Origin of the sequence: Methanobrevibacter sp. V74 (assembly GCF_963082495.1) — an archaeon.
Lineage (GTDB): Archaea > Methanobacteriota > Methanobacteria > Methanobacteriales > Methanobacteriaceae > Methanocatella.
Map to the genome: position 1 here is coordinate 142461 of NZ_CAUJAN010000001.1, position 18204 is coordinate 160664.

23 protein-coding genes are annotated in these 18204 nt (G+C 32.2%); 15 read left to right on the top strand and 8 right to left on the bottom strand.

Annotation, left to right across the window (positions count from 1 at the left end; all coding sequences use genetic code 11):
• Positions 1–72 precede the first annotated feature (72 nt).
• The gene (locus tag Q9969_RS00815) at positions 73–1614 is read left to right on the top strand and encodes a phenylalanine--tRNA ligase subunit alpha (protein WP_305553391.1); all 1542 of its coding nucleotides are present in this window, start codon (positions 73–75) and stop codon (positions 1612–1614) included.
• On the top strand, positions 1614–2387 hold the full coding sequence (locus Q9969_RS00820) for an exodeoxyribonuclease III (protein WP_305553393.1): 774 nt from the start codon (positions 1614–1616) through the stop codon (positions 2385–2387). Before Q9969_RS00815 ends, Q9969_RS00820 begins: the two co-directional genes overlap by 1 nt.
• 10 nt (positions 2388–2397) lie before the next feature.
• Here Q9969_RS00820 and Q9969_RS00825 read toward each other — a convergent pair whose 3' ends face one another.
• Positions 2398–3093, bottom strand: a complete 696-nt coding sequence (locus Q9969_RS00825) for a TIGR02253 family HAD-type hydrolase (protein ID WP_305553396.1) — start codon at positions 3091–3093, stop codon at positions 2398–2400.
• Positions 3094–3129: 36 nt separating this feature from the next.
• Positions 3130–3813, bottom strand: a complete 684-nt coding sequence (locus Q9969_RS00830; RefSeq protein WP_305553399.1) for a DNA polymerase domain-containing protein — start codon at positions 3811–3813, stop codon at positions 3130–3132.
• Positions 3814–4003: 190 nt separating this feature from the next.
• Between Q9969_RS00830 and Q9969_RS00835 the strand changes: the two genes are divergently transcribed.
• The 8 genes from Q9969_RS00835 (at position 4004) to Q9969_RS00870 (ending at position 7987) form a co-directional block, all read left to right on the top strand.
• On the top strand, positions 4004–4348 hold the full coding sequence (locus tag Q9969_RS00835) for a hypothetical protein (RefSeq protein WP_305553402.1): 345 nt from the start codon (positions 4004–4006) through the stop codon (positions 4346–4348).
• Between the two features lie 94 nt (positions 4349–4442).
• The gene (locus tag Q9969_RS00840) at positions 4443–4592 is read left to right on the top strand and encodes a hypothetical protein (RefSeq protein ID WP_305553405.1); all 150 of its coding nucleotides are present in this window, start codon (positions 4443–4445) and stop codon (positions 4590–4592) included.
• 111 nt (positions 4593–4703) lie between these two features.
• Positions 4704–4979 carry a hypothetical protein gene (locus Q9969_RS00845; protein ID WP_305553408.1) on the top strand — a complete coding sequence of 92 codons (276 nt, stop codon included), beginning with the start codon at positions 4704–4706 and terminating at the stop codon, positions 4977–4979.
• Positions 4980–4996: 17 nt separating this feature from the next.
• Complete coding sequence (locus Q9969_RS00850; RefSeq protein WP_305513430.1) at positions 4997–5236, top strand: hypothetical protein; 240 nt, start codon at positions 4997–4999, stop codon at positions 5234–5236.
• Positions 5237–5428: 192 nt separating this feature from the next.
• Entirely contained in the window at positions 5429–5803 is a 375-nt protein-coding gene (locus Q9969_RS00855; RefSeq protein WP_305513432.1) for a 30S ribosomal protein S8e, read from the top strand.
• A 99-nt stretch (positions 5804–5902) separates the two neighbouring features.
• Positions 5903–6922, top strand: a complete 1020-nt coding sequence (gene hypE / locus Q9969_RS00860) for a hydrogenase expression/formation protein HypE (RefSeq protein WP_305513433.1) — start codon at positions 5903–5905, stop codon at positions 6920–6922.
• Positions 6923–6931: 9 nt separating this feature from the next.
• A complete protein-coding gene (locus Q9969_RS00865; protein WP_305513435.1) occupies positions 6932–7333 on the top strand; it encodes an RDD family protein in 402 nt (133 codons plus the stop codon).
• A gap of 15 nt (positions 7334–7348) precedes the next feature.
• Positions 7349–7987: a hypothetical protein gene (locus Q9969_RS00870; RefSeq protein WP_305513437.1), complete on the top strand. Its 639-nt coding sequence runs from the start codon at positions 7349–7351 to the stop codon at positions 7985–7987.
• Here Q9969_RS00870 and Q9969_RS00875 read toward each other — a convergent pair whose 3' ends face one another.
• Positions 7988–8452, bottom strand: coding sequence for a thermonuclease family protein (locus Q9969_RS00875; protein ID WP_305553411.1), 465 nt, complete (start codon positions 8450–8452; stop codon positions 7988–7990).
• 111 nt (positions 8453–8563) lie between these two features.
• Here Q9969_RS00875 and Q9969_RS00880 point away from each other — a divergent pair, with 111 nt between their 5' ends.
• Together Q9969_RS00880 and Q9969_RS00885 are read left to right on the top strand one after the other, a co-directional pair.
• Entirely contained in the window at positions 8564–9424 is an 861-nt protein-coding gene (locus tag Q9969_RS00880) for a radical SAM protein (RefSeq protein ID WP_305553414.1), read from the top strand.
• 35 nt (positions 9425–9459) lie between these two features.
• Positions 9460–10734 (top strand): DEAD/DEAH box helicase, encoded by a 1275-nt coding sequence (locus Q9969_RS00885; RefSeq protein WP_305553417.1) that lies wholly within the window; start codon positions 9460–9462, stop codon positions 10732–10734.
• Here Q9969_RS00885 and Q9969_RS00890 read toward each other — a convergent pair whose 3' ends face one another.
• The 5 genes from Q9969_RS00890 to Q9969_RS00910 form a co-directional block, all read right to left on the bottom strand.
• Entirely contained in the window at positions 10735–11538 is an 804-nt protein-coding gene (locus Q9969_RS00890) for a winged helix-turn-helix transcriptional regulator (protein ID WP_305513706.1), read from the bottom strand.
• Positions 11539–11599: 61 nt separating this feature from the next.
• A complete protein-coding gene (gene recJ / locus Q9969_RS00895) occupies positions 11600–13009 on the bottom strand; it encodes a single-stranded-DNA-specific exonuclease RecJ (protein WP_305554114.1) in 1410 nt (469 codons plus the stop codon).
• A 2-nt stretch (positions 13010–13011) separates the two neighbouring features.
• The gene (locus tag Q9969_RS00900) at positions 13012–13281 is read right to left on the bottom strand and encodes a signal recognition particle subunit SRP19/SEC65 family protein (protein WP_305553420.1); all 270 of its coding nucleotides are present in this window, start codon (positions 13279–13281) and stop codon (positions 13012–13014) included.
• Between the two features lie 8 nt (positions 13282–13289).
• A complete protein-coding gene (gene glf / locus Q9969_RS00905) occupies positions 13290–14384 on the bottom strand; it encodes a UDP-galactopyranose mutase (protein WP_305513445.1) in 1095 nt (364 codons plus the stop codon).
• Between the two features lie 3 nt (positions 14385–14387).
• A complete protein-coding gene (locus Q9969_RS00910; protein WP_305553423.1) occupies positions 14388–15152 on the bottom strand; it encodes a uroporphyrinogen-III synthase in 765 nt (254 codons plus the stop codon).
• A 1186-nt stretch (positions 15153–16338) separates the two neighbouring features.
• Between Q9969_RS00910 and Q9969_RS00915 the strand changes: the two genes are divergently transcribed.
• From Q9969_RS00915 to aroC, 3 genes are all read left to right on the top strand, one after another.
• The gene (locus Q9969_RS00915) at positions 16339–16470 is read left to right on the top strand and encodes a hypothetical protein (protein ID WP_305553426.1); all 132 of its coding nucleotides are present in this window, start codon (positions 16339–16341) and stop codon (positions 16468–16470) included.
• Positions 16471–16847: 377 nt separating this feature from the next.
• A complete protein-coding gene (locus tag Q9969_RS00920; RefSeq protein WP_305553429.1) occupies positions 16848–17054 on the top strand; it encodes a hypothetical protein in 207 nt (68 codons plus the stop codon).
• 55 nt (positions 17055–17109) lie between these two features.
• Complete coding sequence (aroC, locus tag Q9969_RS00925) at positions 17110–18201, top strand: chorismate synthase (RefSeq protein WP_305553433.1); 1092 nt, start codon at positions 17110–17112, stop codon at positions 18199–18201.
• The last annotated feature ends 3 nt before the right edge of the window (positions 18202–18204 follow it).

Below are 18204 nucleotides of genomic sequence, written 5' to 3' on the forward strand. Positions count from 1 at the left end.
GATTATCACTATCTTTATAAATTACTTAAAACATAAATTGTCTTGTTATTAATCTTAATATATGGTGTCTAAATGAGTGAGGATATTAAAAAAACCATTAGTGAATTACATATTTATGAAAAAAAACTGTTAAAAGAATTAGAGGCGAATACAGAAGCAACTCCTGGTGAAATTGCTGAAAATTCTGGTATGGATATTAAATCTGTTATGAGCGCATCAGGTTCTCTTGCTTCAAAAGATATTATTGAAGTAAATAAGAATGTTCAGGAAACTTATTTCTTAACTGACGATGGGATTAGATATGCTAACGAAGGCCTTCCCGAAAGAAAAATTTTAGATGTTTTAGCTACCAAAGGCTCAATCGGCATGAAAGACTTAGTTAGTGAAACTAATATCGAAAAAAAAGAAAAGGGCATTGCTATTGGTTGGCTGCGCCGTAAAAATTGGGCTCAAATTGATAATGGCGTAGTTAACATTACAGACACAGGTAAGGATTTTGCCTCTAAGGTTGGTGTTGATGAAAAGGTATTGGTGTATCTTAAAGCTAATGCTGGAGGGGTAAAAAGTTTCAGTGATGATTTAATTGACGGTTTTAAAAAGTTAAAAGGTAGGAAAAATATTTTAGATATTAAAAAAGAAACCTCACATTCATTTAAAATCTTACCTAATGGAAATGCTATCTTAAAACAAGGTTTTGAAATTAAAAAACAAGCTACTCAATTAACTCATGAACATTTGAAAGAAGGGGAATGGAAAAGCTTAGAATATCGTCCATACGATATCAATGCAGAATCCCCGGCAATATTCGCTGGTAAAAAGCATCCCTTAAGGGTAATTATTGATGAAATTCGTGAAATCTTTTTAAACATGGGTTTTTCAGAAGACAATGGTGAATATGTGGAATCCGCATTTTGGAACTTTGATTCACTTTTCCAACCACAAGATCATGCTGCTCGTGAAATGCAAGATACGTTTTATCTCAAAAATCCATTAACATGTGATTTGCCTGATGATGATTTAGTAAAACTTACAGCTGAAACTCATGAAAATGGAGGCATGACAGGTTCTATTGGTTGGAAATATGATTGGAGTGAAGATATTGCACGTCAAAGTGTCTTAAGGACCCATACAACAGGAATATCTACTAAACATTTATTTGAACATGAACCTCCAATTAAAATGTTTTCAGTAGGAAGGGTATTTAGAAGAGAAACTTTTGATTATAAACATTTGCCTGAATTTCACCAGGTTGAAGGGCTTGTGTGTGATGAGAAAATAAGCTATCAGAATCTTTTGGGCACTTTAAAGGAATTCTATAAAAAATTGGGATTTGAAGTAAGATTCCGGCCCGCTTACTTCCCTTATACTTATCTTTCAACAGAAACCGAAATCTATTTGGAGGAAAAAGAAAGCTGGATTGAACTTGGTGGTGCGGGAATGTTTAGGCCGGAAGTATTAAAACCCTTAGGAATTAATCAGCCAGCTTTAGCATTTGGTTTGGGTATTGAAAGGCTTGCTATGATTAGATATGATGTGGAAGACATCCGTATGCTTTATAAAAGTGATATTAAATGGCTTCGTGAGTTGCCTATTGTCAATGGGGTTCGTTTATAATGTCAATTAAACTAGTTTCTTGGAATGTAAATGGTATTAGGGCAGTTTCCAAAAAAGAAGAATTCTGGGACTGGTTTGACAATACTGATGCAGATATTATTAACTTTCAGGAAGTAAGGGCAACAGAAGATAAAATCCCTAAGAAATTAGCTGATGTTGATGGATTTCATCAGCACTTTAATGAAGCTGAAAAGAAAGGATACAGTGGCGTTGGAACATACTCTAAAATCGAACCTGTTGATGTAGCATATGGTTTAGGGGTTGAAGAGCTGGACCGTGAAGGAAGAATATTGAAAATCGCATATCCTGACTTCATGTTATATAACATTTACTTTCCAAATAGTGGAATGAATGCTAAAAGACTGGATTTTAAGGTTGATTTCTGCAATGCTTTACTAGAACAGTTGGTTGAACTTAAAAATGAAGGTAAGAACCTAGTTATCACAGGGGATTATAATATTGCTCACAATCCAATCGACGTATACAATCCTAAAAACTGCGAAGGCAAATCAGGATATTTGCCGGAAGAAAGGGCATGGTTAGACCAACTGGAGGGGGCAGGTTTTGTTGATACTTTCAGGATGTTTGATGAAGGTGAAAATAACTTTACTTGGTGGAGCTATAGAACCCGTGCACGTGAAAGAAACGCTGGATGGAGACTGGACTACTTTTATGTTAATGAAGAAATGAAAGAAAACGTAAAATCAGCAAAAATTCTATCAGACATTTATGGTTCAGATCACTGTCCTGTAACCTTGGAATTGGAATTTTAAGATTTGGCGATTATAAGATTGTGTTTACATCACCAATATTATCTATTATGGTTATATCTAGTTTTTCTTTTTTAATGTAGGCTCTGTCATCTTCAGTAACATCGGAATTTACAAGGATTGCACTCATTCCAGCATTAACGGCGCCAAGTGCATCTTCTTTAAATTTGTTTCCAATCATAAGTGATTTTTCAGGGTTGCCTTTCATTTTTCTAAGTGCTACATCGTAAATTAACTTGTTTGGCTTGTTTTTTCCAACCTCTTCAGATGTAATGACCTCATCGAAAAATGAATGGATGTTGAGCCTTACTAGCTTTTCCCATTGCTTAATGGTTATTCCATTAGAGATTACTGCAAGACGATATCCTTGACTTTTAAGGTAGATTAATGTGTCTATGGTTTCTGGAAATGGCCTTAACAATGCCATTTTAACATTATGGTATGTAACCATCCCAAGAGCAACTAGCATAGGGTCTTCATGGCCTAAAACAACTTGAGTTAGTACATTAAAGTGTTTGCCATAATTGGATCCTTTTTCACGGATAATTGTTTTTAAAACACCATATGCTTCATCTTTATCAAGAGGTAAACCGTTATCTACCATCAATCCTATAGCTGCTTTTCTTGCAGTTTCAGCAAAATCTGAAGTGTCAAGCAATGTACCGTCTACATCGAAAAATACAACACGTTCATCATCATTTTTAATCATATGATTTTAATTATTGTCTTGGAAATATTTAAATTTTTAGAAAAATGCATCTAGGCTTTGCTGGACTTCACCTTTTGCCATGTCCTGCAAGTCTTTTTTACTATATCCAAATGAATACATAATCCTTTCAACTGCTGGAATCAACTGGTTATTGATATAATACTCTTTATCATAGTCATAACCTTCACTGTACTCGTATGGAACTGCTCTTTGACTGATGGTTCCTTTTCCTTTCACAATAATGTATTGGATGATGGTTCCGCGGGATACTTTAACTCCATGTTCCTCAATTCTTTGAGCGGCAACAACATGTGGACCAATCTGCTTGTATTGGTTTAATGGTTTGGTTATTTGAGTGTGGATGATGAGTTCTTTTTTATCAACTTCACCTTTTCTTATTCGTTTTAAGACTTTTTTAACTTCACCAATAGCTTTATTGGAATCCCCTTCTTTTAAAATGGCCATTAAAATAGATTCCTGGGTTTTCTTTACAATAGGCGCCCAATCTCTTCTAACTAACTCTAATCCCTTAGCTATAATTTCTCCATCTTCAATTACAGCATATCTTTTTTTGCTTACAAAGAATCCTCTTCTGTAAAATCCTTCGTATTCAAGCTCCATGCTTTCGGGAAGATTTGAGTTAAGATACTTTAAGAATTTTTGAGCTTGTGCTTTAATTTCAGCTTCAAGTTCTAATTGTTCTTTTGTTTCAACAGCCATTTCGACACCTTAATTTTAATATATCTTTTGTTGTTATAATACTTTTCTAAATCAATTTTTTAAAGTAATTTCAATTTAATTGCTTTTATATGGTAATATCGGCCTTAAAAATTTATTTTAATACTTTTAAAATGCTCTAGGGCATTCTTTATAAGTCATGTTGATTATACTATATGTGAGGTTTGATATTATGAAAAAACGATTGATTTCAAGCTATGATGAAAAAAACGACACTTTTGTTGGAAAACTTCAGGAAGAATCTGGATACTATGTGGACTATGAAATATCTGATGGGATTTACATGGGAATTAACAATTTCAATTTGCCTTCAGCAATATTCATTCCAAATGCATCTAAAGTCCTGAACATTTCCAAATCAGTTTTAGAAAGTCCCGACGTATTGATAAATATTAAATGTGATGATATTTCATTGTCATTTAAGATGTTTATTGAAAATTTAAAAATATTTTCAGCAATATGCAGAAACAACTTTGACATTCCAAATATAAATTATGAGATGGACAGCAACTTTTAAGTTGGAGATAATTGTTTTGCGAAAGATTTTAAATTGTAACCTATTTCGGGTTATTCCTTTTTTTTATTTTTGGAGATGGCCACAGGATTTGTATATGTCAGTAATATTAAATAATCGTGATGAGATCTGGTATATTTTCCTATTTAAACGCTTGACCACACACATGGAAAATACTAATGATGATGAAACCGAAAATGACCTCCTAAAAATGTTTAAGTCGTTTCAACCTGAAATCACTATTTAAATACCTGATTGATAGCTTCTAAATCACTCAAGTTTTTCAAATAGCTTATCTTTAATTAACTTTTAAATATAACTTAAATTTAATAGTAATATAAGTTAGGAGATGATATAAATGAAAGATCCAAAAATCGATATTAACTCTGGAGATGAAATTGTTATTGTCGTACCTGAAGGAGCTGTTAAAGATGGCGAATTAGAAATAGATTTAGATGAATTGGGTATTGATATAGAACAATTAGATGAAACTGTTAATATTGTAATTCAGGTTGAAGGTGAAGATTTCATTGAAACAGAACTATTAGATGATGACGATTTTCCTGATGAACCGAATGAATGGTACTTTGATGATGACCCATATGGGATTGTTTATTACGAATTTCCGGAATAATGGCGAGGAGTAGTTATATGGCAAAAGAAATTCCATATTATATTCTTGATGGTGAAGACAAATTCGAATGTATTGCTTCAGATGGACAAGCATATATTGATGATGAAGATTTAAGAAATTTATTAATAGATATTTTGGGCGATAAAGTTTCACATGATGACATTCAAAAAATTCTTGATGCTGCATCTGATGAAAACATGTCTGAAAAAGAATTCGATAAGTTAGTTGATGAGTTTATTTTAAAAAATTCTAATTAAAACTTCTATTTTTAGCCAAAAAAATAAAACATTTATATATGATGATGAAGTAATATTTTATTATCATTATTCTTTAAGGCTCTTTTTTGCTCTCAAAAATTAGGCTGTTATCTTTCTTGCTTACGGTTTAATTGAAAAGAGACTTACAGACAGCGATTATTATATTATATATTATATTTATTAGGTGAAATAATGGCAATTTCTCAAGGAAAATCAACAAGAAGTCCATCAGGTGCAAGAAATGTTGCACACCGTGGAAAAAGGAAATCCGAATTAGGAAGAGATCCTGCTGAAACTAGGGTAGATGAAAAAAGATTAAGAAAAATCAGAACCCGTGGCGGAAACGAAAAACTCAGATTAGCTACAGGTAATAAAATCAACGTTACAGATGCCGATGGTAAAACCAAAGTTACAGATGTCTTAGGAGTAATTGAAAACAGAGCTAACCCTAACTACGTAAGAAGGAACATCATTACCAAAGGTGCTATCGTAGAAACTCCTGAAGGCAATGCTAAAGTTACATCTAGACCTGGTCAAGACGGTGTTATCAACGGAATTTTAATTTAAAGATTTTTATCTTTAAATACTCTTTTTTTACTATCTTTTTAAATTTATATACTTGTTTTTACATATATTTCCATGTCAATTATTTAATTGGGAGATATAATGTCAGAAGATAAAATCAATATGAATCATGGTGCTGGCGGAGAAGTGATGGCTAATTTAATAGCCGGCACAGTTCTAGATAATATCACTAAAAAAAGTGTAAATGGTGGAATTAGTCTAGATGACTTAGATGATGGTGCATCAATACCTGTTGGAGATTATGAAATTATTTTTACCACAGACGGACACACAATTGATCCGTTATTTTTCCCAGGTGGAGATATTGGTAGGATTTCAGCATCAGGAACAATAAACGATGTTTCTGTAATGGGTGCTAAACCATTAGCCATTTCCAATGCAATTATCATGCAAGAGGGTTTTCCTATTGAAGATTTGGATAAAATCATGAAATCTTTAGATGAAGCTTGCCGGGAAGTTGATGTGGCTGTAATAACTGGCGATACTAAAGTAATGCCTCAGGGTAAGCTTGAGGGTATTGTCATGGTCACTACAGGCATTGGAATAGCTAAAAAAGGTGAAGTTGTCCGTGATTCTGGTCTTGAAGTTGGCGATAAAATTATTGTCACTGGTAGTTTGGGGGATCATGGAATGAGTCTCATGTCATTTAGGGAAGGTTTTGGTTTTGAAACTGAGTTGAAGTCTGATGTTGCTCCCATGTGGAATATAATTAAAAAAGCTTTAGAGATTGGTGGAGTTACAGCAATGAAAGACCCTACCCGTGGCGGATTTGCAAACGCCATTAATGAAATGGCTTCAAAGGCAGGTGTGGGGGTTGTCCTTGAACAGGAAGCAATTCCAATAAAAGAGGCAGTTCATGCTGTATCTGAAATGTTAGGCATTGATCCATTTGAAGTAGCTAATGAAGGAAAAGTAGTTATGGGAGTTAAAGCAGATAAGGCTGAAGCGGTCCTTGAAGCCATTAAAGGCGAAAAATATGGTGAGGATGCAGCAATAATTGGTGAAGTTGTTGAAGGGAATTATGTTGTTGTCAATACTCCGATTGGTGGCGAAAGAATTCTTGAAGCACCAATAGCCGATCCAGTTCCTAGAGTTTGTTAAGGTGATAAAATGGCAACTATGTTTACAAGAAGAGTTATTTCATATATTTTTGATTTTATTGTGGTTTCAGCATTAATGGGGGTTTTATCTTTCTTTATATTTTCAATTATGGGACCGAAAAATGTTCATTTGGTTTATCAGTATCTGCCTTATGTGGTGCCTTTTGGAATATTTGTTTACTTTGTCCTTTGTGAAAAATTAGCTGGTGCAAGCATTGGCAAGTCTATAATGTATCTTCAGGTTAAATCTAAAAATGGTGCGGATATCTCTTGGCCGCAAGCTATTGTACGTAATTTAACTAAAATTTACTGGATTCCAATAATTTTCGACTGGCTGATTGGTAAAATATTACATACTGATAGATTATTCAACGACATTACAAAAACTATCGTGATAAATGATAACAGATAAATTTGAGACAGTATTATGATTAAAAAAGTTCAGGTTCTTTGGTATTTAAACAAAGAGGATTTGGAGAATTATTGTATAGATTTTAAAGAATACAAATCTCATAAGCTTGAAGGATATGAAATCGTTGAAGTCGATGAGGATTTAATTTATGATTTATGTGATTATAATCCGGATAGATTGGAACCTTTAGGTTATTTTAAAAACAAAAAAGAACTTGAAAACTATTTGGCCGATACAATAACAAATAATGAATATGATTTAGAGCTTGATTCTCCGGAACTTAGAGAAAAAATTGATAAGGCAATTGGTTCTGTCGAATTCAGCGGTGAGGATTATTATATTTCAATCGGTGAATGCATTGGTTGTGAGGATACTCAAATAGCCAGCTGGTATGATTCACTCAGGAAGGAATATGATAGCTCTTCAAGGGACAATGTGTGGGTTTTGGCCGTAACTGGTTATGATCCTTATGAATTGTCCTTAACCGGAAGAACCTTATCTTATGTTCTTGCAGATATTTTAAATGTTACTGAAGCATCACTAGATAATTTAATACCGAATAAAGGCCATATCACTGTTGAAGAATGGAATGAAATTTTAGACAAGGTATATAAGAAAAACAAAATCTATTTGGGTTTGGATAGGGTTGTTTGACTATACTTCTCCATTTTCAAACTCACTTGGACTAAAATAAGTGGCCTTTGCTAGATTATTGTCCAGCAATTCTTTATTGATGTCCATATTGTCAGTATATACAATAGCTAATGTGCGGCCATATCTGTCTTTTGGCTGTTCATCATCAATATTTAGATATACGGTTTTTCCAAGGCAATTGTCACTAACAAAATTCTTTGCCTGACTTAATCCCGGTTCATCCTCCGGTGTTTTTACTTGTGTTAGTTGCACCCTTCCGACACCATAAACTTGAATCGTGTTTCCGTCAACAACTTCAAGACATTTTCCCACTTTTTCATAGTGTACTGTTTTGCTGTTTATTGTTAAGGTTCCAGTTTGGTTTTCTTGAGTGCTTGTGTCTTCTATAAATACGTTTGCAACGGTCACTATCGTTGTCATTATGGATATGATTAATAGGATAATGGATATTGTTTTCTTATTCATTCTTCACTTCCTCCTTGCTGTTAACTCAACTTATGAGGAAATTTATATGTTTAGTTATTCTTTTGTTAATTTTAGTATAAATTAATTAACATTGAAATTCAAATTAATTTCATGCATTATGTAAATTCTAAAAGTATATTGTCCGGTCAAAATGGGATGAATCTTTATAGGGGATGTAGTCATGGCTGCATATATTGTGATTCTAGAAGCGAAATTTACGGCATGAATCATTTATTTGAGGATATTGAAGTTAAAGAAAATTCACTAGAATTGCTTAAAAAGGAATTGATTAAACGTCCCAAATCCATGATTGGATGCGGTTCCATGAGCGATCCATACATTCCTCTTGAAAAAAACATTAAATTTACTAGAAAAGCATTGAAATTGATAGATAGATATGGATTTGGATTTACATGCATTACCAAGTCGGACCTGATTTTAAGGGATTTGGATTTGCTCAAAAAAATCAATGAAAAATCCAAAGTCGTTGTTCAAATTACCTTAACAACCTCTGATGACGAGTTGTGCCGTATTTTAGAGCCAAATGTTTGCGACACTTCAAGACGTGTTGATGTCCTAAAAATTTTAAATGATAATGATATTCCAACAGTAGTGTGGCTATGTCCAATTTTGCCTTTCATTAATGATACTGAGGAAAATATAAACTCTATTTTAGATTATTGCATTGATAATAATGTTCATGGAGTGGTATGCTTTGAAATGGGACTTACTTTAAGAAAGGGAAATCGCAAATATTTTTATGAAAAATTAAATCAACATTTTCCGAGCCTTAGAGAAAAATACATCACAAAATATGACAATAATTATAATTTGTTAAGTCCCAATAATAATAAATTAATGAATATTTTTAAAAAAAGAACAAGTGAACATGGTATTTTGAATAATAATGATGAAATATTCGGGTATTTATCCGATTTTCCTCAAAAATCTGTTCAATCGAAATTAATCTAAATTATTAAATAACTTGTTTTTCATAACTAATACTGATGAATTTTGATGATTTAAATATTTCAGATGAAATTAAAGATGCAATAAATGATATGGGGTTTGAAAGGCTAACTCCAATTCAGAAATTGTCAATACCTGAAGTTTTAAAAGGAACTGATGTAACTGGTCAGGCACAAACTGGTTCAGGTAAAACTATAGCTTTTACAATTCCTATACTTTCAAAAATATTTATTCCAGACAGATCGCCTCAGGCCATTATCTTATGTCCAACAAGGGAGTTATGTATGCAAGTGGCATCGGAAATTGCAAAAGTTGGAAATAATATCCGGAAACTTAAAGTTTTAGCGGTTTACGGAGGCCAACCGATCGGCAAGCAAACACGTGTTCTTAAAAAAGGGGTTCATATTGTTGTTGGAACACCGGGTCGTGTAATTGACCATATTGATAGAGGCAATCTTGATTTGATAGGTGTTGAAAGTGTTGTTTTGGATGAAGCTGATGAAATGTTGGATATGGGTTTTAGAGAGGATATTGAGACAATTTTAGAAAGTACTCCTCATCAAAGACAAACTTTACTTTTCTCAGCAACAATGCCAAAGGATGTTATAAGAATTGGCAAAAGCTATCAAAAGAATCCTAAATTTATAAAAATTGCCAATAAAAAGAAAAATATTCCAAAAATAACTCAATATGCATTTAAATGCAATATCAAAGATAAGTTTGATGGATTGACCAGATTGATTGAATCATATGATGTCAGGTTGGCTTTGATTTTCTGCAATACTAAAAAGAGTGTTGACTTTGTAGCTAAACACTTGAGAAAACAGGATTTCAATGTGGATAGCCTTCATGGAGACATGAAACAAGTGGTTAGGGATAAAATTATGAATAAATTTAGAAACGGCAACATTAATATATTGGTTGCAACTGATGTTGCTGCCCGTGGTTTGGATGTTGTTGATGTTGGTGCTGTTATCAATTATGATGTCCCTCAAAACAGCGACGATTATGTTCATCGTATTGGAAGAACTGCAAGGGCTGGAAAAAGTGGTTTAGCTTTCATGTTAGTTTCAAAAGATGAAATTCAAAGGTATAATAAGATTAAAAAGGACAATAACATTAAAATAACAGAAAAAGAATTGCCAACTTTTCAGGATATTGAATACATTAAAAACAAGCGAGTTTTAAATAATGCAAAATCACTGATTGAAGAGGGCAATTTAGATGAATATTTAAAAATAATTAAAAATGAGTTGGAATGCAGCGGTGTTGATATGGCCGCCGCATTATTAAAGATGATTAGGGAAAATTAATTATTTTCCACCATCAATAATATTAAATTTAATTTTTTGGTTTTCAAGTTCACGAGTAAATGCCTTGCTCATGTCCCCAACGCAAATTGCAAGGACATTTAAACCTTTACGGGCAGCATTTGCAGTTGCTTGTGGTGCAGCATATTCAATTGATATTGGCATGCCTAGTTTTAAAGCAACAGCACGTGAAACAGTGCCGGCAATGGCAATTCTATCTATTTTTTCACCAGTGTTGGTTCCTTTTTCATATATGTTTTTAATGAGTTCAAAATCACAGGATTTAGATCCTCCATCTTTTATAGTAGGAACATTGATTACAGTAACTTCACCAAGTCCCATGTCAATTATTCCAGTTAAATTAGTTAAAGCAACATCCATTCCTTCTTCTGCATCGTCCAATACTACGCCTGTTGCATTTTCTTCTTTTTTATGAGCATATAAAACTCCATCTTCCATAAATAATCCAACAATATCATCTTTATCAAGATTTTCTTTTGCTATTGCCGGCCAGATGGTTTTATAATGATTCATAGTTTCTAAAACAGAATCCGAATATTTTCTTAAATTAATTGCATCTTTTTTAACTTTGTCAATACCGTCTTGGGTAATTTTATATGGGGATCTACCGTCTTTTGAAGTTATATAGCCTAATTCCATCAATGTTTTAATATTTTCTGAAACAGCTTGGACAGTGATCCCTAACTTTTCAGCCAAATCTTTCTGTTTGAGATGAGGGTCTTGTTTTGAAATTTCACTTAATATTTGGAAATGTGTTAACGCACCTCTTTTTTTAAATGCTCTCATCATTTTTCATTCCTCAATTAAAGTTGATTAATTACTATTTTTATCTTTACTAATATATATACTATTTTGTTAGTTTGCCTTCAAGAGAATTGTTGAATTGTTTAATAAATTCAGACTTTTTATCAAAAGGTATATATGCACCACATGCCATGGAGTGTCCACCACCACTTCCTCCAACTTTACTTGCAATATTACGTATAATATTTCCAAAGTGAATTCCATCGTATGATAAAAGTCTTGAACATCTAAGTGAAACTTTAATTCCTCCATCATCTGTTTGAGTAAATCCTATAATTGGCTTTTTCCAATTGCAATATCCCAGTATCATTCCAGTAATGGTACCAACTATTTCCGGTTTAATGCCTGTGCCGTCAAAGTATTGTAGGTTTTCAAGTTCAACTATATTTGAGTCTGCATCCTCAGCAACTTGTTCAATAGATTGGGCTAAATTGTGTCTATGGTCGCGGTTTACGACTTCAAGCTCGTCTAAAGCTGCAACTCTATCTCCTTTCAGCACTTCCATTGCTATTTTTTCTTCATGGTTTCTTCCACAAGCATTCATTGCTGTTGAAAATTCAGAAGCATCTCTTAGAAAACTGTCTTTGGATTCTTGTAAAAATGTGTACGAATCACCAATAATCAATTGTGAGATGTATTTAACATAATTCCCAGGGACTTCTTTAGCTATCATTCCTGAAAGTTTTTGGTAAAGTTTACCCTTATCTTCCATTGTGAGTTCATTCAGTGTTTTTCTATTATTTTTCTCATCAATGCCAAGTTCTTCTAAAATAGCCATTGTTTCTGAAGTATTGTTGGTTATGGGGAGTTTAACATCATTGAAATAAGATAGGGCGACGAATAACGGACGTGTATTCCTTCCATAAATGTTAATGTCATTTTCAATGACTTCAAGGTATCCTCCATCAATTGCATCTTGCTGAATTATTTTGTTCAATCCTTCAAAATGACCGCTGTGAGTATTTTGCATATCTCCAATAGCAGATAGGACTCCAATCCAACTTAAATCATCATATCCAAATTCTTTTGAAAGGAAATAGCATAATCCTCCTCCACAAACATAATATGATCCGTCAATTCCATGGTGAATAGGATTAATTTCTAGATAAGTGTAGTCTTTACCGTTTTTATAATCCAGGTCTCTTAATGGAGGATGGTGATCTAGAATAATTATTTTCTGACTCTTCTTTGCATTTGTATCTATTAATTGGCCAGAACCTAAATCTGAAAATATTGTTAAATCATGGTCTAAGTCAATGTTGTCCAGCACGTCTAGATTTACAAATTCAATTTCATGGTTCTTGTTCAGTCTGTCTAGTATGGTTGATAATATTGCGCCTGAACAAATTCCATCACAGTCAATATGGGAATAAACTTTAATGTCCTCACTTGATTGGATGATTTTTTTAGCTTCTCTGTACTGTTCAGACATTAATTGTGGTATTTGCATAATAATCAGTTTCTCATTTTTTTAATCTCTAAACTAACTTCACGAATAAGTTCCAGTTTGGTTTTGTCCCATTCAACAAGGGCTCTTCCAGATTTTTCATACCATTTTCCAGGATATGAAAACTCTTTTTGAATAGTGTGGGTTAATCCAAGTCTTTTCAATGCTCTTTCGATGTCATTGAGTGTAGGTTCTTTTACAGCATCTACTTTGGCGATTTTTCGACCTTCTTTAAGGGTTAAATTCTTATTTAAATATTGTGGCCAAACAGTTATCATATTTTCACCTATTTAATTTGATTTTCAAAGAGATCTAGTGCATCTTTAACCACTAAATCCATATTATAATATTTATATTTTGCAAGTCTACCTGCAAAAATCACATTTTCTTCTTTTTCCATTTCCGCTTCGTATAATTTAAACTTGTCCAAATACTCTTTTGTAGGATAAGGGTAACATTTCTCACCGTTAAATCCGGGATATTCTTTCATAATGGCTGTTTTCCCATCAACCTTTTGTTGAGTTAGCTTTTTAAATTCAGTAATCCTTGTAAAGTAGGGATCGTTTGGATAGTTAACAACGCCTGTTTCCTGATAAGAATCTTGGTCCAGTATATCATATACGAAGTTTAAGCAGCGATATAATAATTCTCCATATTTGTAATCATAAAAGTAATCAATTGGGCCGGTATAGATTAAGGTGCTGTAATTGATCTTGTGGATATAATCTTTATAGTCTGAGTTTAGGCCAACATGGATTTCATCTGATTTAATCATGTTTTTACACATTTGGGTAAATCCTTCCTTTGGCATTCCCTGATAGGTATCTTCAAAATATCGTGTGTCATGATTAAATCTAAAAGGAATCCTTGAAATAACACTTGGACTTAAATTGGCGGCAGATGTTCCCCATTGCTTTTCAGTGTAGTTTTTAAATAGTTTTTCATAAATGTCACGACCGGCATTTTTTAAGACAACATCCTGTGAGGATTTTATCTCATCAATATCTTCTTTATGTTCGTCAATCCATTTTTTCATAGATTCTTCATCCAAATCAAGGTCGTAAAGTGCATTTAATGTATCTATGCAAATGGGCATTGGAACTAGTTTTCCATCAACATAGCTTAAAACCTTGTGTTCGTAGTCTATCCATTTGGTAAATTGTGATAAATAATCATGAACGTCTTTATGATTGGTATGGTAAATGTGGGGGCCGTATTTTTGAATTAGAATGTCGTCTTTGTAGAAATCATATACGTTGCCTCCAATATGGTTTCTTTTTTCAATGACTAATACCTGTTCGTCTAATTCATTTGCAATTCTCTCAGCAAGTGTTAAACCAGAAAGTCCAGCACCAACAATCACATATTTGTAATCATCCATTCTTCATTGCTCCTTTAATTTTTCGAATAATAATTCCATCATATCCGGAACTGTGTATGTGTCGGGGTAAATGTAGGCAACATTATATTTTTCTAAAACTTTTGCTGTAATCGGACCAATTGAAACGGTTATTAAATTGTCAGACAAAAATTTGGCTATTTTTTCCTTATCTTCAACGATTTCAAAGAAATTCTCAACAGTCAATGGACTTGTAAATGTTATTGCATCGATTTTTTTATTTTCGATTTTTGAAATCAAATCCTTGACTGCTTTACTGTCCATTGGAAATAGGGATTTATATGCTTCAGCTAAAATAACTTCATTTCCAAGTTTTTCCAGCTCTTCAGGTAAAACCGGCCTTGCTGATGCAGTTCTTGGAATTCCAATAACTTTGCCGGTTATTCCATGTTTTTTAAACTCGTCAATAAGGCCTTCTGCGGTAAAGTCAGCAGGTATTAAATCAATAGTTAAACCTTGTTTTTCAAGTAGTTTTCCGGTTTTATTTCCAATGGCTGCCAATTTGCAAGTTATGGATTTGATAAAATCCGGGTAGAACTTGTTGAGTGAAACTATTGTTGTTGGTGAAGTAAATACAATCCAATCAAATTCATCTTTTTTTGCAACAAAATCTTTTAGGGATCGTGTGTTCACCGGTTTTAAATCAAGTGTTGGAGCAAGAATTGCCTCACCACCTAATCTTTCAACAATTTCGCAGGCTTTTTGAGCTCTGTCTTTTGGTCTTGTTATTGCAACAACAGGTTTTGACATATTTCATTACCTTCATTAATTTAATAATGTGATATACTATGTTTTAAGTGTTTAATATTATTTGTCATTGTTATTTTTCAACCTTGTAGAAACCATGTTAAAATTTTTAGATGAATATTGATTTTTAACTTGTTTTATTCAGATAATCATTTATTTACAGAAGAATCCAAGTATTTAAAATGAGTGTTTCTACAAGTTTAATAAAAGGTTTCATCTGAAGTTTCTAGGAATGAAGGTCTCTTTCAAAAACTTGTGTGATTTGAATTTTTACTATTTTTTGAGCCACGAAATTTTTTCGTTCTATTTTTTCTTTATTTTTAATTTAAAAGTAGTAAAATTAATATATAAGGTGGAACTTAAATATTAATATGTCTAATAAGAATATTAAAGCTTCATATGAATGTATGGAGTTAAAAGAATATAAACTTTCCGATTTTATTCCAGAGTTTTTTCTGAATTCCGCCAATATGATGATCTTTCTCGATTTGGTTGTGAAAAATATTGCTGATAATCTATATTAGACTGGAAAAAAAGAGGAAAAAACTTATTTTTGAAAAATAGAATTAGTATTTTATCCAAGTTGTAAATCAAAAGATGCTGTTAAAAATGGAACTTACGAAAGGAAACTAATCTTTTTTTAAGAATTGGAGAACAAATTTGTACTATTCAAAAATATAAATGCAAAAAAATGCGGCAAAGTTTTTTTATATACTGATTTTATCTTCACTTGTTTATCCTAATTCTAATATTACATTGCCTGTTATTGAGTGTATTGAAAATTTATATCAAATTTTATGGTGCAGGGCTCCCACAAAATACGATTTGACTTAAAAAATCAACACAACATCGAAATCTCACATCAAAGCATAGAAAACATATTATTAAACTCAAATTATCAATTTAACTATCAAAATTGGACTTATTTAAGGTTTATTATTTATTCGACAGTCTTTGGGTTAAAATTAATGGGATTTGGATATTATATTTTTAGCATTATTCGACGTTAAACTGAATACTTTAGTTTCAGTCAAATTAGTCGAATCAGAAGATTCCAAGACCATTTATCAATTCTTAAACGAATCACTAAGAAATCAAAAGAAAATATCAATATGAACATGACTTAAAACATGAATATCGAGAAGCAATAGATAAACTAAAAGTAAAACATCATTTCTGCAAATTTCACGTGAAACAAAACATAAACAAAAGATTTAAAGACTATTTTAATAAAAACCAACTAACAGATGAAGAAAAAGAAATCTTAACAGAATTAAAACAAGACATTTATAAAAATATTGGATGCAGAAACACTCAATGATGCTAAAAAAACTACGTGACATGTTAATTGATAAAAAAATACCCTCCAAACAACTTCACAATACAAAATACTATGGAAATTCATCATTCCCAACTTTAAAAAATTAACAAACCACCTTGAAAACACAAATATTCCATCAACAAACAATAAAATCGAAAACATCCTCCAAAAAGTATTTTCAAAACATATAAAAAGAACAATGAAGATAAAACAAGAACTTTTAACAAGATTCATCCTAACTAAATTATTGGAACATAAAAAATGAAAAAGAAAAAAATCACACAAGTTTTTGAAAGAGCCCAAGGTCATAAAATATAAAGATTTATATTAGATTAATTACAAAAGAACTATTAATTAACTTAATGGAGGTACGTACAATGGTTAGTTCAATAGTTGCTGCAATTATTTCCTTTTTCTTACCTGGAATTGGTCAAATAATTCAAGGAGAAACTAAAAAAGGAGCAATAATGTTTGTAGTTGCAATTATATTGTGTGCTGTGTTAAACTACGGTTTAGGATCAATTGGAAGTATTATATATTTAATATATGCACTATATGCAGCTTACGATGCTTATAATATGTAGAAAAAATTAAAAACATCACCATTTAAACATCACATATTCATTAATGATGATTAAAATGACAAATCGTATTGGAAAAGTTTTCTCAATAACAACATTTGGATCAAGTCATGGAAAAGCTATTGGAGCTATTATTGATGGCTGTCCTGCAAACCTCGAATTAAGTGTTAGAGACATTCAAAAAGAACTTGATAAAAAAAAGCCTGGAAATAATAGTGTTTCAACCCCTAGAAAAGAATTTGATAAAGTAGATATTTTATCAGGTATGTTCAAATGGAAAACAGATGGAACACCAATTGCAGGAATTGTTTTTAATGAAAACCATCACTCAAAAGATTATTCTGATTTTGAAAAGACACCTCGCCCTTCCCATGGCGACTTTGCTTGGATGATGAAATATGGCAATTATGATTATGCTGGAAGTGGTCGCGTAACTATTGGTCATGTAATTGGAGGAGCAGTGGCTAAAAAACTCTTAAAAACACAAAATATTGAAATAATATCTCATGTTAAGCAAGTTGGAAATATTATCGGTTGTGAAAATGATTTTAATAATATAAAAGAGAATGTTGAAAAAAATCCTGTTCGTTGCGGAGACCTAAAAGCTGCAAAAGAAATGGAAGAGTTAATTTTAGCTAAAAAAGCTGAAGGAGATTCAGTTGGTGGTGTTGTTAAAACTATTGCCTGTGGTGTTCTTGTGGGATTAGGAGAACCTATATTTAGAAGACTTGATGGAGATTTATCAAGAATTTTAATGAATATTGGATCTGTTAAAGGTGTTGAGATTGGTTGTGGATTTGATGTAGCTAATCATTGTGCAAGTGAAATTAACGACGAATATGAAATAGTTAATGATAAAATAAATATTAAATCTAATAATTCTGGTGGAATAATTGGTGGAATGAGTAATGGAATGCCAATAATATCAAAAATAGCTATTAAACCTATATCTATCTCTAAATGTCAAAATTCGATTGATTTTGATTCAATGGAAAATAAAAAAATAGAGATAAAAGGAAGACATGACCCTTGTATTTGCCCAAGAGTGTGTATTGTAGTTGAATCTTCAACAGCCATTGTCCTTGCAGATCATATGATTCGCTCTGGTTTTATACATCCAACAAATTTAGATTTTAATAAGTCAATATAATAG

What these genes read in the sequence shown, in the direction of transcription:
- Q9969_RS00850 (WP_305513430.1), top strand. Translation starts at nt 4,997, where the DNA reads ATGGCAAAAGAAATTCCATATTATATTCTTGATGGTGAAGACAAATTC.
- Q9969_RS00900 (WP_305553420.1), bottom strand. Translation starts at nt 13,281, where the DNA reads ATGATAACTGTTTGGCCACAATATTTAAATAAGAATTTAACCCTTAAA.
- hypE (WP_305513433.1), top strand. Translation starts at nt 5,903, where the DNA reads ATGTCAGAAGATAAAATCAATATGAATCATGGTGCTGGCGGAGAAGTG.
- Q9969_RS00820 (WP_305553393.1), top strand. Translation starts at nt 1,614, where the DNA reads ATGTCAATTAAACTAGTTTCTTGGAATGTAAATGGTATTAGGGCAGTT.
- Q9969_RS00910 (WP_305553423.1), bottom strand. Translation starts at nt 15,152, where the DNA reads ATGTCAAAACCTGTTGTTGCAATAACAAGACCAAAAGACAGAGCTCAA.
- Q9969_RS00830 (WP_305553399.1), bottom strand. Translation starts at nt 3,813, where the DNA reads ATGGCTGTTGAAACAAAAGAACAATTAGAACTTGAAGCTGAAATTAAA.
- Q9969_RS00865 (WP_305513435.1), top strand. Translation starts at nt 6,932, where the DNA reads ATGGCAACTATGTTTACAAGAAGAGTTATTTCATATATTTTTGATTTT.
- Q9969_RS00835 (WP_305553402.1), top strand. Translation starts at nt 4,004, where the DNA reads ATGAAAAAACGATTGATTTCAAGCTATGATGAAAAAAACGACACTTTT.
- Q9969_RS00845 (WP_305553408.1), top strand. Translation starts at nt 4,704, where the DNA reads ATGAAAGATCCAAAAATCGATATTAACTCTGGAGATGAAATTGTTATT.
- aroC (WP_305553433.1), top strand. Translation starts at nt 17,110, where the DNA reads ATGACAAATCGTATTGGAAAAGTTTTCTCAATAACAACATTTGGATCA.
- Q9969_RS00840 (WP_305553405.1), top strand. Translation starts at nt 4,443, where the DNA reads ATGTCAGTAATATTAAATAATCGTGATGAGATCTGGTATATTTTCCTA.
- Q9969_RS00880 (WP_305553414.1), top strand. Translation starts at nt 8,564, where the DNA reads ATGCATTATGTAAATTCTAAAAGTATATTGTCCGGTCAAAATGGGATG.
- Q9969_RS00920 (WP_305553429.1), top strand. Translation starts at nt 16,848, where the DNA reads ATGGTTAGTTCAATAGTTGCTGCAATTATTTCCTTTTTCTTACCTGGA.
- Q9969_RS00815 (WP_305553391.1), top strand. Translation starts at nt 73, where the DNA reads ATGAGTGAGGATATTAAAAAAACCATTAGTGAATTACATATTTATGAA.
- Q9969_RS00870 (WP_305513437.1), top strand. Translation starts at nt 7,349, where the DNA reads ATGATTAAAAAAGTTCAGGTTCTTTGGTATTTAAACAAAGAGGATTTG.
- Q9969_RS00825 (WP_305553396.1), bottom strand. Translation starts at nt 3,093, where the DNA reads ATGATTAAAAATGATGATGAACGTGTTGTATTTTTCGATGTAGACGGT.
- Q9969_RS00855 (WP_305513432.1), top strand. Translation starts at nt 5,429, where the DNA reads ATGGCAATTTCTCAAGGAAAATCAACAAGAAGTCCATCAGGTGCAAGA.
- Q9969_RS00885 (WP_305553417.1), top strand. Translation starts at nt 9,460, where the DNA reads ATGAATTTTGATGATTTAAATATTTCAGATGAAATTAAAGATGCAATA.
- glf (WP_305513445.1), bottom strand. Translation starts at nt 14,384, where the DNA reads ATGGATGATTACAAATATGTGATTGTTGGTGCTGGACTTTCTGGTTTA.
- Q9969_RS00890 (WP_305513706.1), bottom strand. Translation starts at nt 11,538, where the DNA reads ATGAGAGCATTTAAAAAAAGAGGTGCGTTAACACATTTCCAAATATTA.
- Q9969_RS00875 (WP_305553411.1), bottom strand. Translation starts at nt 8,452, where the DNA reads ATGAATAAGAAAACAATATCCATTATCCTATTAATCATATCCATAATG.